The sequence below is a fragment of the Romboutsia sp. MSSM.1001216sp_RTP31141st1_G3_RTP31141_220114 genome (assembly GCF_039031195.1).
Taxonomy (GTDB): Bacteria; Bacillota; Clostridia; order Peptostreptococcales; family Peptostreptococcaceae; genus Romboutsia_C; species Romboutsia_C hominis.
This window is the reverse complement of the sequence record NZ_JBCIUO010000006.1, coordinates 31561-46407: the sequence shown is the minus strand read 5'-3', so window position 1 is coordinate 46407 and position 14847 is coordinate 31561. Positions and strand designations below refer to the sequence as shown.

The window sequence follows — 14847 nt, the reverse complement described above, 5'->3', positions numbered from 1 at the left end:
TAGTAACTTATAATTTAATACATGTAGTTTAATAAAAACTACTAATATTTAGATTTTTTATATTAGGGTATAGATATTTACTACATATCTCATGTAAAGCACTAAGTAAAAATAAAAAACTTTATAAATATATTAAATTATAAAATGACATTATAAATGGAGGGAAGTATGTATAAAACACACGTATTAGATAATGGACTAACAATAATAGGTGAAGAGATACCTTATTTAAAGTCTATTGCACTAGGGGTATGGATAAACGCAGGTTCAAGAATAGAGGATGAGAAAATAAGTGGTATATCTCACTTTATAGAACATATGCTATTTAAAGGCACTAAAAATAGAACTTCAAAAGATATTGCAAATGAGATAGATAATTTAGGTGGACAAATAAATGCTTTTACAAGCAAAGAATGTACATGTTATTACGTTAAATTATTAGATTCTCATATAAATAAAGGAATAGACATATTAAGTGATATGATGTTAAATCCACTGTTTAATCAAACTGATATAGATAAAGAAAGATTAGTAATACTTGAAGAATTAAAGATGTATGAAGATTCTCCAGAAGATTTAGCTTATGACTTATTGAGTGAAGGAATATATAAAGGGCATTCTTTAGGATACAACATAATAGGGACAGAAAAGTCTTTATTTGATATAAACAAAAAAGAAATAGAAGAGTATTTTGGCAATTATTATGTACCTAATAATTCAGTAATATCTATATGTGGAAACTTTAATTTTGAAGAAATAGTAAAAGAAATAGAAGATAAGTTTAAATCATGGAATAAAAAAGAAGTAGATATAAACTTTACTAAGGCAGATTTTAAAAATACTTATATAACGAAAAATAAAGATACTGAACAAGTTAATCTAGCAATTGGTTTAGAAGCTATAGCATCTGAAGAAACAGAAGAAGCCTATGCATTAGCTATAATAAACACTATATTTGGAGGAAGCATTAGTTCTAGGCTATTCCAAAAGATAAGAGAAGAAGAGGGATTAGTTTATTCAATATATTCATCTCAAAGTTTATATAGACAATGTGGAGAGTTAGGAATATTTGCTAGTATGAGTAACGAAAATCTAGAAGAAGTATATAATTTAGTTATAGAGGAAATAAAAGATCTTAAAAACAATTACCTAAGTGATGAAGAGATAAGATTAACTAAAGAACAATTAAAGGGAAGTTATATGCTAGGTCTAGAAAGTACAAGTAGCAGAATGATGGCAATAGGTAAGGCAATGCTACTAAATAAAAAGGTAAGAAATAGTGATGAAATATTAAAATCTATAGATAATATAGATAGAGAAACTATAAAAAAGGTAATAGATAAAGTATTTAATTTAGATAAAATAGGAGTATGTATAGTTGGTAGAGATGTAGAAAACATAAAGCTATAATACTTTAAACAATAAAATAAACGAATGAAGAATATCTCAAAGTTGATTAAAATTAATATAAAAATTAAGGTAAATATAATCATATAAAAGTGAACTAATATTTAACTTACTTTTATATTACAAAATGCTTTGAGATATTTTACTATAAAAGAAAAAATGGGGGGATAAACATGAATTTATCTGAAATAGCAGGTAAAGAAATAGTAAATCTAGTTACAGGAGAAAGATTAGGTGTAATTGGAGAGTGTGACATGATAATAGATGAAACTACAGGAGAGATACTAGCATTATTAATACCAAGGGAAAAAGGATTCTTTGGTATTAGAAAGGATAAATCAGTACTTGAAGTACCTTGGAGAAATGTTAGAAAAATAGGAAATGATATGATAATAATTGAATATGACGGAATATACTAGGGGGGCATTATGGAAATCTTAGTTCAAAAATTTGGTGGTACATCAGTTGGATCTTACGAAAAAATGAATGAGGTATGCAAAATAATAAAAGCATATAAAGAAACTTATAAGGATTTAAAGCTAGTTGTAGTAGTATCAGCTATGGGAAGAAAGGGTTCACCATATGCAACAGATACATTAATTTCTTTATTAAGTGAAATAAACGATCAACCAAACAAAAGAGAACTAGATATGATAATGAGCTGTGGCGAAATAATATCAGGAACTGTACTTACAAATATGTTACAGGTTAGAAATATAAAGGCTACTTTCTTGACAGGATATCAAGCTGGAATAATAACAACTAATAATTTTTCAGATGCAAAAATATTAGATATAAATACAGAAAGAATATTAAAAGAGTTAAATGATAACAATGTAGTAGTAATAGCTGGATTCCAAGGTAAAACAGAAGATGGAGAAATAACAACACTAGGAAGAGGGGGTAGTGATACATCAGCTGTTGCAATAGGAAAAGCATTAAACTGTTCTAGGGTTGAGATATATACAGATGTAGATGGAATAATGACAGCAGACCCAAGAATAGAACCTGATGCTAAGGTATTAGATTGTATAGATTATGAAGAAGTATTTCAAATGGCAGAAAAAGGAGCTAAAGTTATACACCCAAGAGCAGTATCTCTTGCAAGGAGTGCAAATATAACACTTTCAATAAAAAATACATTAAATCCAGAGTTTGCAGGAACTAGAATATGTACAGAGTGCCAAAGGGAATATATGGAGTATGAAGTAAAAAATAGCCTAATGACAGCTGTAGCTCACAAGGATAAAGTAGAACAAGTTAAAATAAAAGCAAGTGAAGATGACTTTACAAATATATTAAATGATATAGAAAAAGAAAACATAAGTATAGATATGATAAACTTTTTTATAGAAGAAAAAGCATTTGTAGTAGAAGAAGAGTATATAGAGCAACTTGAAAATATACTTAAAAAATCAAACATAGAATATTCCATAAGAAAAAATTGCGCAAAAGTAACTTTAATAGGTGCTAAGATAAATGGCATACCAGGAGTTATGTCAAGATTAGTAAAAGCTTTATCAAAAGAAAATATACCATTACTTCAAACATCTGATTCTAGTATGACAATATCTTGTTTAGTAGATAGTAATGATATATCAAAGTCAGTGCATGCAATTCATAATGAATTTCACTTAAACTAATCAAGTAAAAATACCTAATATACAATAAAAAATGACTAAATACAAAAATTATATTAAAATTAATAAGTGTAATACTTTAAAACTAAATGCTTAAAGAATTTTTTGCATATATTTGGACAAAATAACATGAAAGCAGAGTTTGAGAGGAGTATTACATACATGAGATATTATGAAGATAACATTAACTACAATAATCATATAGAATTTAGCCGTGATAGAGGTAGAGAAAAAAGTACATTACAAATAAAAAATGAAAATGAAGAAAATCCAGTAAATGAAACTAAAGATATACAAAATATAAAACAAATGGGTGTGCCTGATATGCCACCACAGCCTAAAAAAGATATACAATGTATAACTATAATAGGAGAGATAGAAGGTCACTACGTAGGAAATCCTCAAAAAAAATCAACTAAATATGAACATATAATACCAATGCTTTATTCAGTAGAAGAAAATGCAGACACTAAAGGCATACTTGTCATATTAAATACAGTAGGAGGAGATGTAGAAGCAGGTCTTGCTATAGCAGAACTTTTAAATAGCATTTCTAAAAAAGTAGTAACATTAGTACTTGGAGGAAGTCATAGTATAGGAGTTCCTCTTGCAACTGCAGGAGACTATTCATTTATAGCACCAACTGCTACCATGATAGTTCATCCTATAAGAACTAACGGACTTGTAATAGGAGTAAATGAAACTTTTGAATACTTTAAAAAAATGCAAGAAAGAATAAGTAATTTCATAACTAGAACTTCTAATATAGATAGAGATGAATTAGACAGGATAATGCACTCAAAAGACGAACTTGTAAATGACGTTGGAAGTGTATTAATAGGAAAAGAAGCTGTAGATGTTGGGCTTATAAATGAAGTTGGAGGATTAAAAGAAGCATTAAGTAAGTTAAAAGAACTTATAAAAGAAGATGAAAAGAATCAAGATAAATAAAAATTGTTATAAATATATGTTGTATGATATAATTAAATGATAAAATAAAAGTGTTAGTGTTAAGGCATTAACACTTTTTGCTATGATATACTTAAAGTAAGATAAGAGGTGAGATGAGTGGCTAAAAAGAAAAAAAGCAAGAAAAAAGAAAAGAAATTAAGCTTTAATCAGGAATATCATAATTTGGTAACTATATTTATAGGTATATTTTTATTATATAGTTTAAATTCAAGTTCAATGGGATTTATAGGATCTATGATGCAATCTTTATTTAAAGGATTATTTGGTTCTCTTTCTGTAATAATACCATTTATAGTAATTATTATAGGGATACTTGGATTCTTTGAAGGCAACGAATATATATATAGATTAAAAAATACTAAAACATACTATGTAGTAATATTATTTATGTTTATATTCTATGGATTATTAAATGCAAAAAGTTTACCTGTAGATTCTCCTTTAAGCTCAGACATGATTAAAGGTGTTATGGATATGGGGGTAAGTGGAGAAGGAAGTGGACTTGTATCTACCACTATAACTTACTATATCGTTAAAATGTTTGGATTAACTGGTGGATGGATGATAAGTATATTTGCACTTGTAATGACTATATTATTTATCTTTAACATATCAGTTAAAGATTTAATATTAAACATAAAAGCAAAATCATCAAGTGCTAAAAATGGAAACCTAAACTTAAAAGAAAAAGTATCTAATATGAAAAAATCAGCAATAGATATGATGACAGAAGAAGTAGATGAAGAAACTATGGTTGATAAAAAAGGTCTATTTAAAGGCTTTATGTCTAAAAACTCTAAAGAAGAGGAAGAATATGTAATAGACCAAGACGAAGATGATATAGGAGATAAAACTATAAAAATAGTTGGGTTTAATAAGGCAGAAGATGAATACCTAGAAATATTAGAAGGTACTCAAAATATTCCAGAATTAGATACAATAAAGGAATTACAAAGCTTTAAAACAGGAGTTGTAGAAGATGTAAAGGAACAACCTATAAAAACATCTAAAACATTCAATTCCGATATGGAGAAAACTCAAGATATAAATGTAGCTTCAAATATGAGTTATGAAAACTATAAAATGCCAAGCTTTAACCTTTTAAACAAAATAGATAAAAAAAGTGATGATGGAGGAAGAAAAAAAGTACTTAAAAACGCATCTCTTTTAGAAAAGACTTTATCTGATTTTGGAGTTGAAGCAAAGGTTAATCAAGTTACAGTAGGACCTACTATAACTAGATATGAAATACAGCCAAGCCCAGGAGTTAAGGTTAGTAAAATAGTAAATCTAACAGATGATATAGCACTAAGCTTAGCTGCTAAAAGTATAAGAATGGAAGCTCCAATACCAGGTAAAAGTGCAATAGGTATAGAAGTGCCAAATGAAAATGCACAAATGGTAGGAATTCGTGAAGTATTAGAAAGTGAAGAGTTTAGAAACTTTGAATCTCCACTTGCTATGGCACTAGGTAAAGATATAGCAGGAAAAACTGTAATAGCAGATATAGGAAAAATGCCTCATATGTTAATAGCAGGGTCAACAGGTTCAGGAAAAAGTGTATGTGTAAATACACTAATAAGTAGCATACTTTACAAAGCAAAGCCAGATGAAGTAAAGTTATTACTTATAGACCCTAAAGTCGTTGAGCTTGCAAATTATAATGGAATACCACATCTACTTATACCAGTAGTTACAGATCCTAAAAAAGCTGCTAATGCACTTAACTGGGCAGTTACAGAAATGAATAGAAGATACAAGTTATTTGCAGGAGCACAAGTAAAAGATATAACAAGTTACAATCAAAAGGCAGAAGAAAAACTTCCTAAGATAGTAATAATAATAGATGAGCTTGCAGATTTAATGATGGTAAGTTCAAATGATGTGGAAGATTATATATGTAGATTAGCACAGATGGCAAGAGCAGCTGGAATGCATTTAATAGTAGCAACACAAAGACCATCTGTTGACGTTATAACAGGAGTTATAAAAGCTAACATACCATCTAGAATAGCATTTGCTGTTTCATCACAAACAGATTCAAGAACTATACTTGATATGGGTGGAGCCGAAAAACTATTAGGTAAAGGTGATATGCTATTCTATCCATTAGGAGCAGCAAAACCTGTTAGACTTCAAGGAGCATTTATATCAGAAGGTGAATCTGAAAGAGTTATAGACTTTGTAAAATCACAAGTTAGTGGCAATGAAATAAAGTATGAAGAAGATATAATGGAGACTATATCAAAAGCTAATATAGCAAAATCAAGTGATGAAGATGAGCTATTAAGTGAAGCTATAGAATTTATAGTTGAAAGTGGCCAAGGGTCATCATCTATGTTACAAAGAAAGTTTAAAATAGGATTTAATAGAGCAGCAAGACTTATAGATTCTATGGAAGAAAGAGGTATAGTTGGACCAAGTGAAGGAAGCAAACCAAGAAAAGTATTAATAAGCAAACAAGACTTACAAAGTTTAGAAGGTGAGTAAAATTGAAGACAATAAAGATAGAAGACGCACTTAAGTTAGAAAATGTAGTTTTTATAGATGTAAGAACTGAATCAGAGCATGAAGAAGATAATATATTAGATGCATTTAGCATGCCATTATTTAAAGACAATGAACATAATGAAGTAGGTACTATATATAAAATGCAAGGAAAACATGAAGCTATAAAAATAGGATTTGATTATGTTGGATATAAATTAAAAGATATATATCTTAATGTATTAGAAGCTGCAAAAAATCATGACAATGTAGTAGTTTATTGTGCTAGAGGAGGAATGAGAAGTGGATCGGTAGTTAACTTAGTTTCTTCTCTAGGCATAAATGTATACCAATTAGAAGGTGGATATAAAGCTTATAGAAATTATGTATTAGATTATCTAAGAAATATAATGAATACAAAAGAATTTATAGTAGTTCATGGACTTACGGGAGTCGGAAAAACCGACTTACTTAAAATGTTAGAAGAAAATAACATAGACAATATAGATCTAGAAGGAATAGCTAAAAATAGTGGTTCTACATTTGGATTTATAACATTTGACCAAAAACCACCAAGTCAAAAGAAATTCGAAACTAAAATATTTGAAGAATTATTTTACTCAAACTCAGATTATATATTTATAGAAAGTGAAAGTAAAAGAGTAGGTCATGTTTGTGTACCTAATGAAATATATGATGCTATTATAAGAGATGGTCATCATATATTATTAGAATGTAGTACTGAAAATAGAGTTAAAAGATTATGTAGAGATTATATACATAATCAAAAAAATAAAGAAGAAAACATACAAACTTTAAAAGATTGTATAAATAAATTTAGAAAAAGATTAGGTCATAAGAGAGTAGATGAATATATTAATCTATTAGATGAAGGAAAATACGAGGAATTAGTAGAAAGATATTTAGTAGAGTATTATGACCCTTTATATATGCATTCGGTTGATAAGTATAAATATAATCAAGTTATAAACTTTGATGATATGACTAAAGGACTAAATGAAAGCATAAAATATCACGAGAAGGCAAAAAAGGAGCAATAAAGATGTTAAAGATAGCACTAGAATCACTAGGATGTTCGAAAAACTTAGTAGATGCAGAAATAATGATGGGAATACTAAATAGAAAAGGTTATAAGTTAGTAGGTGATTTTTCTGAGGCTGATATAATACTTGTAAATACATGTGGATTTATAGAATCAGCAAAGCAAGAATCAATAGATACTATTCTTGACTTAGCACAATACAAAGTAGATGGAAATCTAAAGATACTTATAGTAACAGGATGTTTAGCACAAAGATATTCAGAAGAATTAAAAGCAGAAATACCTGAAATAGATGCAATAGTAGGTACAGGAAGTTATCAACAAATAGACGAAATAATAAAAGACTTAGAAAAAGAAAAGCAAGTTGTTAGCTTAAATGATATAGAATTTGCTTTCAACGAAGAATTACCAAGATATGTTACAACTCCAAATCATATGGCATACCTAAAAATAGGTGAAGGTTGTGACAACCATTGTACTTACTGTATAATACCAAAATTAAGAGGTAAATATAGAAGTAGAAAAATGGAAGATATAGTTAAAGAGGCTAAAGATTTAGCAGCTAGAGGTGTTAAAGAATTAGTAGTTATAGCACAAGATACAACTAAGTATGGATTTGATTTATACAACAAAGAAATGTTACCAACTTTACTAGAAGAATTAGCTAAAGTAGAAGGCATAAAGTGGATAAGAGTAATGTATTCTTACCCAGAATCAATAAGCGAAGAATTAGTTATGGTAATGAAAAAATATGATAATATATGTAACTACTTTGATATGCCTATACAACATGCAAGTAACAGAATACTAAAGCTAATGAATAGAAAAACAACTAAAGAAGATATATTATCTAAAATAGAAATGATAAGAAAGCATATACCAGATGCTACAATAAGAACAACTATAATAGTAGGATTCCCAGGTGAAACTGAAGAAGATTTTAATGAAGTTGTAGAATTTGCAAAAGAAGTTAAATTTGATAGATTAGGTGCATTTGCATATTCAAGAGAAGAAGATACGCCAGCAGATAAATTACCTAATCATATAGAACAAGAGATAAAAGAACAAAGAAGAGATAAACTAATGTTAGAACAACAAAAAATATCTCAAGAATTAAATGAAGCTAAAGTAGGAAATACTTACGAAGTTTTAATAGAAGAACAAATAGAAGATAAGGTATATATAGGTAGAACTCAAGGTGATGCAGAAGAAATAGATAGTATAGTTTACGCAAAATCTGAAAATCAACTTAATATAGGGGATTTTGTAAAAGTAAAAATAGATAAAGCTTTAGAATATGATTTAATGGGAGATGTATTATAAATGAATTTACCAAATAAATTAACTTTATTTAGGATATTCTTAATACCAGTATTTATAATAGTAATGTTACTTAACATACCTAACAAATATTTAATAGCTTGTATAATATTTGTAGTAGCATCAATAACAGATGCTATGGATGGACACATAGCAAGAAAGCATAATCTAGTTACAGACTTTGGGAAATTTATGGATCCACTTGCAGATAAGTTATTAGTTTTATCAGCATTAATATGTATGATAGAAAGTGGCTTAGTAGCAAGTTGGATGGTAATAATAATAGTAGCGAGAGAGCTAACAGTAAGTATACTAAGAGCAATAGCAGCAGCTGATGGAAAAGTAATAGCAGCTAGTGGAGGAGGAAAGTTAAAGACTATAAGCCAAATGGTAGCTATAATAGTATTATTATTAGGAGCAAACTTTAACAATTCACTATTAATTATGATAGGAGATATATCTATATTAATAGCAACACTTCTAACACTTTACTCAGGATGGGAATACTTATATAAAAATAAAGAATTATTCATGAATAGTAAATAATAAAAAGTGGGCATAAACTGCCCGCTTTTTACTTTATACAAAATACAGTTTTAAATATAAGCTAAAGTGTAAATATTAATTTACACAGATACAAGTTATACTAAAACATAAGTTTTATATAAAATGTATAAAAATGTAAATAAAGGTTTATAAATAAAATTAGTATGGTAAAATTTAAATATAGGAAAATAATATAAATGTAAAAACAAATTTTTATTAATTGACTGTAATTAAAAATTAGTATATAATCTATATTACAGAACAAATGTTTGTAAAAAGCGAAAGAAAGGGATGGATATAAATGAGTATAGAACAAGATAAATTAAAAGCACTTAACCAAGCGTTAGGTCAAATAGAAAAAGACTTTGGGAAAGGGTCAGTAATGAAATTAGGAGAAGCTACATCTATGAATATAGATGTTATACCAACAGGTTCAATAGGGCTAGATATTGCAGTTGGTATAGGTGGATTACCAAAGGGAAGAATAATAGAAGTATATGGACCGGAATCTTCAGGTAAGACAACAGTTGCACTTCACACAGTAGCAGAAGCTCAAAAACAAGGTGGAATAGCAGCATTTATAGATGCAGAACATGCACTTGACCCAGTATATGCAAAAGCATTAGGAGTTGACATAGATAACTTAATAATATCTCAACCAGATACAGGGGAACAAGCACTAGAAATAGCAGAAGCACTTATAAGAAGTGGAGCTATAGATATAATAGTAGTCGATTCAGTTGCAGCACTTGTTCCAAGAGCTGAAATAGAAGGGGACATGGGAGACTCTCACGTTGGTCTTCAAGCTAGACTTATGTCTCAAGCGCTTAGAAAATTAACAGGTTCAATAAAAAAATCTAATTGTGTTGCAATATTTATAAACCAATTAAGAGAAAAAGTTGGTATAATGTTTGGAAATCCAGAAACAACAACAGGTGGGCGTGCGCTTAAATTCTACTCATCTGTAAGACTTGATGTTAGAAGAGTAGATAGTATAAAACAAGGCGATAAAGTAATCGGAAGTAGAACAAGAGTAAAAGTAGTTAAAAATAAAGTTGCACCACCATTTAAGCAAACAGAGTTTGACATAATGTATGGTGAAGGTATATCTAAGGTTGGAGATTTATTAGATATAGCAGCAGATATAGATGTAGTTAAAAAGTCAGGAGCTTGGTATAGCTATAATGATATAAAATTAGGACAAGGTAGAGAAAATGTTAAGAAATTCTTATCAGATAATCCTGATTTAATAGCAGAAATAGATGAGAAGGTAAGAGCACACTACAAATTAGATGAAAATAAAGAAAATGCACCATTAGAAGATGAAATAGATAAGCAATAATAACTTAAACATACACCTCCTATTAACTTGACATGAGTTAGAAAAAATTATAAAATTAAAGAGAAATAAAATATCTAAATTTAGTTCTATATATAAATATTCTTAGATAAATATAAATAAAGGTATTTTGTTGTTATTACAACATAGATTATGAAAATACTTATAGTTTATAAACGTATATCATAGTTATGATTGTACTTTAACGATTAAAATCTTAGAAGTGACATTTTGGGATATTAACTAAAGGAGGTGGATGTCATAGAGACTGTAGTAATGCTTTTGATAGGGGCAGCAATAGGTATTATAGCTGGATATTTTGTAAGAAAAAATATATCTGAGACTAAAATTGGACAAGCAGAAAGCTTAGCCAAAGAAATTATAGATAAAGCAAATAGAGACTCAGAAACTATTAAAAAAGAAAAGCAACTAGAAGCTAAGGAAGAAATCCACAAGTGGAGAACTGAAGCTGAAAGAGAAAACAAAGAAAGAAGAAATGACTTACAAAAATACGAAAGAAGAATAATACAAAAAGAAGAAGTTCTAGATAAGAAATTATATAACCTAGAATCAAAAGAAAATAGTTTAAGTGATAAGCTTAAAAATGTAGCAAAAAAAGAAGAAGAAGTAGAAGAAATAAAAGTAAAGCAACTTGAAAAATTAGAAAACATATCAGGTATAACTTCTGATAAGGCAAAAGAGATAATATTAACTAATGCTGAGAGAGAAGTAAGACGTGAAATGTCTATAATGATAAAAGAGATAGAATCTCAAGCTAAGGAAGAAGCTGAAAAAAAATCAAGAGAAATAATAGGTTATGCTATACAAAAATGTGCAGCAGACCATGTTGCAGAAACAACTGTTACAGTAGTTAATTTACCAAATGATGAAATGAAGGGTAGAATAATAGGTAGAGAAGGAAGAAATATAAGAACTCTAGAAACTTTAACAGGAATTGATTTAATAATAGACGATACTCCAGAAGCTGTAATTTTATCAGGATTTGATCCTATAAGAAGAGAAGTTGCAAGAATAGCTTTAGAAAAGCTAATAGCAGATGGAAGAATACATCCAGCTAGAATAGAAGAAATGGTAGAAAAAGCTAGAAAAGAAGTAGATAATATAATTAAGGAATATGGGGAACAAGCAGCATTTGAAACAGGAGTGCACGGACTTCATCCAGAGTTAATTAGACTATTAGGTAGACTTAACTACAGAACTAGTTATGGACAAAATGTACTTAAACATTCTATTGAAGTTGCACATATAGCAGGTATAATGGCAGCTGAAATAGGAGCTGATATAAAATTAGCTAAAAGAGCTGGTTTACTTCATGATATAGGTAAATCTGTTGACCATGAAATGGAAGGTACACATGTAGAAATAGGTATGGACTTATTAAGAAGATATAAAGAATCTAAAGAAGTTATACATGCTATGAGTACTCACCATGGAGACTATGAACCTCAAACAATAGAAGCTGTTTTAGTAACTGCGGCAGATGCTATATCAGCAGCAAGACCAGGTGCTAGAAGAGAAACATTAGAGGCGTATATAAAGAGACTTGAAAAGCTAGAAGAGATCGCAAACTCTTATGATGGTGTAGAAAAATCGTTTGCTATACAAGCAGGTAGAGAAGTTAGAATAATGGTTAAACCTGAAAATGTAAGCGATGAAGATATACATTTATTAGCTCGTGATATGACTAAGAAAATCGAAGATGAATTAGAATATCCAGGTCAAATAAAAGTTAGTATAATAAGAGAAACAAGAGCAATTGAATATGCTAAGTAAAAAAGAGAGTAATTTACTCTCTTTTTTTATTTGTATAAAAATTAGTATTAGAGCCCTTTATTAATATTTAAATTTTCTAATCATATATAAATTTATAAAAAATATAAAAATTTGCAACTTTTTAGTATTTATGTCAGTCTAATTGTTGTATACATTTTGTGTCATGGCACATTGAAAAAAAGGAGGAACATATGGGAAATGTATTAACATTACCTTGGCAAGGAAGAAAAAAAGGAGAGTCTAATATAAAGCTAGCTAAAAAAGCTATAAAAGGGGACTCAAAAGCATTTACAGAATTGATGAAAGTTCATAAAGCATCTCTTTACAAAATTGCATATAGTTACGTAAAAGATGAGCAAAAAGCTTTAGATATATTACAAGAGACTACTTACAAGGGATTATTAAATATAAATAAATTGAGTGAACCAAAATTTTTTAAAACTTGGATAACAAAAGTGCTAATAAATGTAGCTATAGATTATTCAAAGAAGGAAGACAAGATAGTTTACATAGAAGAAGAAGCAAATATAGTTGAAAAAGCAAAGGAAATTTCAATAGAAGAAAAATTAGATTTATATGATGCGATAGATAGTTTAAGAGAGCAATACAAAATGGTTATTATTTTAAAGTACTTTAATGACATGACTATTGAAGAGATTTCTCAAAATATGGATATACCAATAAATACAGTTAAAAGCCATATGAGAAGAGCAAAGAAGCAATTAAAGGAAATATTAATGGAGGGCGAGATAAATGAGCAATAAGAAATATGATAATATAAATATACCTTTAGATATAGATGAAGCTATAGAAAAGGGAGTATCAAAGGCATTAAAAGAGAAAAATAAAAATCATAAAAGAAATAATTTGCCTAAAATAGCTGCTGCAAGCTTAGTTGGAATACTTACACTAGGAGCTTTAAACCCAGCGTTAGCATCTAAAATACCTTTTGTAGGTAATGTTTTTGAAGCAATAGAAAAAAATATTTACTTCCCAGGAAATTATTCTCAATATTCTACAGCTATTAATGAAACAGCATATTCAAATGGGATAGGGGTTACACTTTCAGAAGTTGTATGCGATGGGCAATCATTATATATAACTTATGTAGTTGAAAATGAAAAACCATTTAAATATACTTCTTGGGGAAATGGGAAAAAACTAGATATGAATCAATTAATAATAGAAGAAGCTTATAATAAAGTTAGCTTTAGTGATAAAGAACTAGATTCAACTGGATTTGCAGGGTTAGAAGGAAAATTTATTGATGAGTATACATTTGTTGGAGTACAAAAATATAAAATAAATGAAATAAAAGAAGAAGTACCAAATGAATTTACATTTAAGACTAAATTAAAAGTTATAGATAACTATGCTATAAATGAAGGTGATAAAGATGATGTAACTTGGGGAACTTGGGCGTTTAACATTCCAGTAAAAGTAAATAAAGAATTAAGAAATATTATAAATTTAGAAAATGTTGAAAATGATTTTGTAAAAGTTAATTCAATTTCTATAACACCTTTTGATATGATAATCAAAAATTCTTACAAAAAAGGTACGTGGGATGAATATAGAATGACAGTATTTGATGACAAAGGAAAAAAACTAGAACAATCAGAGTCTACAGCAGATAATGATAATAAAGGTGATAAAACTTATTTACAATCACCAAAAGATAGCAAAAACATTAGAGTAGTGATAGAAAAACCTAAATATAAAGAGTTAAAATCACAACCAGGAACATACGAAGAAATAGGTAGTGATGTAGTACTTGATGAAGTCATAAACTTAAAAAAATAATATAGCTTTAAAAAGAGTGCATACTTAAAATTTTATAAGTATGCATTTTTTTATATAAAGAAACAAAAATACAATATAGTACAATACTTATGTATATAAAGATTAAATATAAGCAAGAAAATTGGAAATACTAAATATGTGTAAGTTTATTATAAATAAAAGGAGTGCTAGTATGCTAAAACAATTATCAAAAAATCAGTATGTAAAAATGACTAAAGTTAATGATAAAGAAAAAGAAGTTGAATATGGAGTAGTTCTTAATAAAAATGAAGATAATTATGAAATAATGACAATAGGATTTATAAATAAAAATGGCAACTTTTTAGAATACCCTATAGAATCATACAATCTAGTAGATACTTATAATATAGATGATGCTTATTTTGATGAAGTAAAAGAAAATGAAGTAAGAAGAAAAATGAATATTTGGATGGAAGAACATTATAGACATTAAAAATTTTAAGGGGAGTTATAAA

At 28.3% G+C, this 14847-nt stretch carries 13 protein-coding genes; all 13 read left to right on the top strand.

The window, feature by feature from the left end; genetic code table 11:
- The first annotated feature begins 168 nt into the window (after window positions 1–168).
- Complete coding sequence (locus ABCP60_RS10255; RefSeq protein WP_092924782.1) at window positions 169–1410, top strand: pitrilysin family protein; 1242 nt, start codon at window positions 169–171, stop codon at window positions 1408–1410.
- A 170-nt stretch (window positions 1411–1580) separates the two neighbouring features.
- On the top strand, window positions 1581–1826 hold the full coding sequence (locus tag ABCP60_RS10250; protein ID WP_092924784.1) for a YlmC/YmxH family sporulation protein: 246 nt from the start codon (window positions 1581–1583) through the stop codon (window positions 1824–1826).
- A gap of 9 nt (window positions 1827–1835) precedes the next feature.
- Window positions 1836–3050, top strand: a complete 1215-nt coding sequence (gene dapG, locus ABCP60_RS10245) for an aspartate kinase (RefSeq protein ID WP_343101704.1) — start codon at window positions 1836–1838, stop codon at window positions 3048–3050.
- Window positions 3051–3209: 159 nt separating this feature from the next.
- Window positions 3210–3998 (top strand): ATP-dependent Clp protease proteolytic subunit, encoded by a 789-nt coding sequence (locus ABCP60_RS10240; protein ID WP_176579613.1) that lies wholly within the window; start codon window positions 3210–3212, stop codon window positions 3996–3998.
- Between the two features lie 117 nt (window positions 3999–4115).
- A complete protein-coding gene (locus ABCP60_RS10235) occupies window positions 4116–6509 on the top strand; it encodes a DNA translocase FtsK (RefSeq protein WP_240275662.1) in 2394 nt (797 codons plus the stop codon).
- 2 nt (window positions 6510–6511) lie between these two features.
- The gene (gene mnmH, locus ABCP60_RS10230; protein ID WP_343101703.1) at window positions 6512–7567 is read left to right on the top strand and encodes a tRNA 2-selenouridine(34) synthase MnmH; all 1056 of its coding nucleotides are present in this window, start codon (window positions 6512–6514) and stop codon (window positions 7565–7567) included.
- Between the two features lie 2 nt (window positions 7568–7569).
- Complete coding sequence (gene rimO / locus ABCP60_RS10225) at window positions 7570–8892, top strand: 30S ribosomal protein S12 methylthiotransferase RimO (protein WP_343101702.1); 1323 nt, start codon at window positions 7570–7572, stop codon at window positions 8890–8892.
- Window positions 8893–9435, top strand: coding sequence for a CDP-diacylglycerol--glycerol-3-phosphate 3-phosphatidyltransferase (pgsA, locus tag ABCP60_RS10220; RefSeq protein ID WP_092924794.1), 543 nt, complete (start codon window positions 8893–8895; stop codon window positions 9433–9435).
- A 301-nt stretch (window positions 9436–9736) separates the two neighbouring features.
- On the top strand, window positions 9737–10777 hold the full coding sequence (gene recA, locus ABCP60_RS10215; protein ID WP_092924796.1) for a recombinase RecA: 1041 nt from the start codon (window positions 9737–9739) through the stop codon (window positions 10775–10777).
- 249 nt (window positions 10778–11026) lie between these two features.
- A complete protein-coding gene (gene rny / locus ABCP60_RS10210) occupies window positions 11027–12568 on the top strand; it encodes a ribonuclease Y (RefSeq protein WP_092924798.1) in 1542 nt (513 codons plus the stop codon).
- A 191-nt stretch (window positions 12569–12759) separates the two neighbouring features.
- Window positions 12760–13332, top strand: coding sequence for a sigma-70 family RNA polymerase sigma factor (locus tag ABCP60_RS10205; RefSeq protein WP_092924800.1), 573 nt, complete (start codon window positions 12760–12762; stop codon window positions 13330–13332).
- The gene (locus ABCP60_RS10200; protein ID WP_166505763.1) at window positions 13322–14371 is read left to right on the top strand and encodes a DUF4179 domain-containing protein; all 1050 of its coding nucleotides are present in this window, start codon (window positions 13322–13324) and stop codon (window positions 14369–14371) included. Before ABCP60_RS10205 ends, ABCP60_RS10200 begins: the two co-directional genes overlap by 11 nt.
- Window positions 14372–14543: 172 nt before the next feature.
- Window positions 14544–14825 (top strand): hypothetical protein, encoded by a 282-nt coding sequence (locus tag ABCP60_RS10195; protein WP_092924804.1) that lies wholly within the window; start codon window positions 14544–14546, stop codon window positions 14823–14825.
- Window positions 14826–14847 lie beyond the last annotated feature (22 nt).

Bases quoted from the DNA above. Each gene is read 5' to 3' on its own strand.
- ABCP60_RS10255 (WP_092924782.1), top strand. From the start codon at position 169: ATGTATAAAACACACGTATTAGATAATGGACTAACAATAATAGGTGAA.
- ABCP60_RS10250 (WP_092924784.1), top strand. From the start codon at position 1,581: ATGAATTTATCTGAAATAGCAGGTAAAGAAATAGTAAATCTAGTTACA.
- dapG (WP_343101704.1), top strand. From the start codon at position 1,836: ATGGAAATCTTAGTTCAAAAATTTGGTGGTACATCAGTTGGATCTTAC.
- ABCP60_RS10240 (WP_176579613.1), top strand. From the start codon at position 3,210: ATGAGATATTATGAAGATAACATTAACTACAATAATCATATAGAATTT.
- rimO (WP_343101702.1), top strand. From the start codon at position 7,570: ATGTTAAAGATAGCACTAGAATCACTAGGATGTTCGAAAAACTTAGTA.
- pgsA (WP_092924794.1), top strand. From the start codon at position 8,893: ATGAATTTACCAAATAAATTAACTTTATTTAGGATATTCTTAATACCA.
- recA (WP_092924796.1), top strand. From the start codon at position 9,737: ATGAGTATAGAACAAGATAAATTAAAAGCACTTAACCAAGCGTTAGGT.
- ABCP60_RS10205 (WP_092924800.1), top strand. From the start codon at position 12,760: ATGGGAAATGTATTAACATTACCTTGGCAAGGAAGAAAAAAAGGAGAG.
- ABCP60_RS10200 (WP_166505763.1), top strand. From the start codon at position 13,322: ATGAGCAATAAGAAATATGATAATATAAATATACCTTTAGATATAGAT.
- ABCP60_RS10195 (WP_092924804.1), top strand. From the start codon at position 14,544: ATGCTAAAACAATTATCAAAAAATCAGTATGTAAAAATGACTAAAGTT.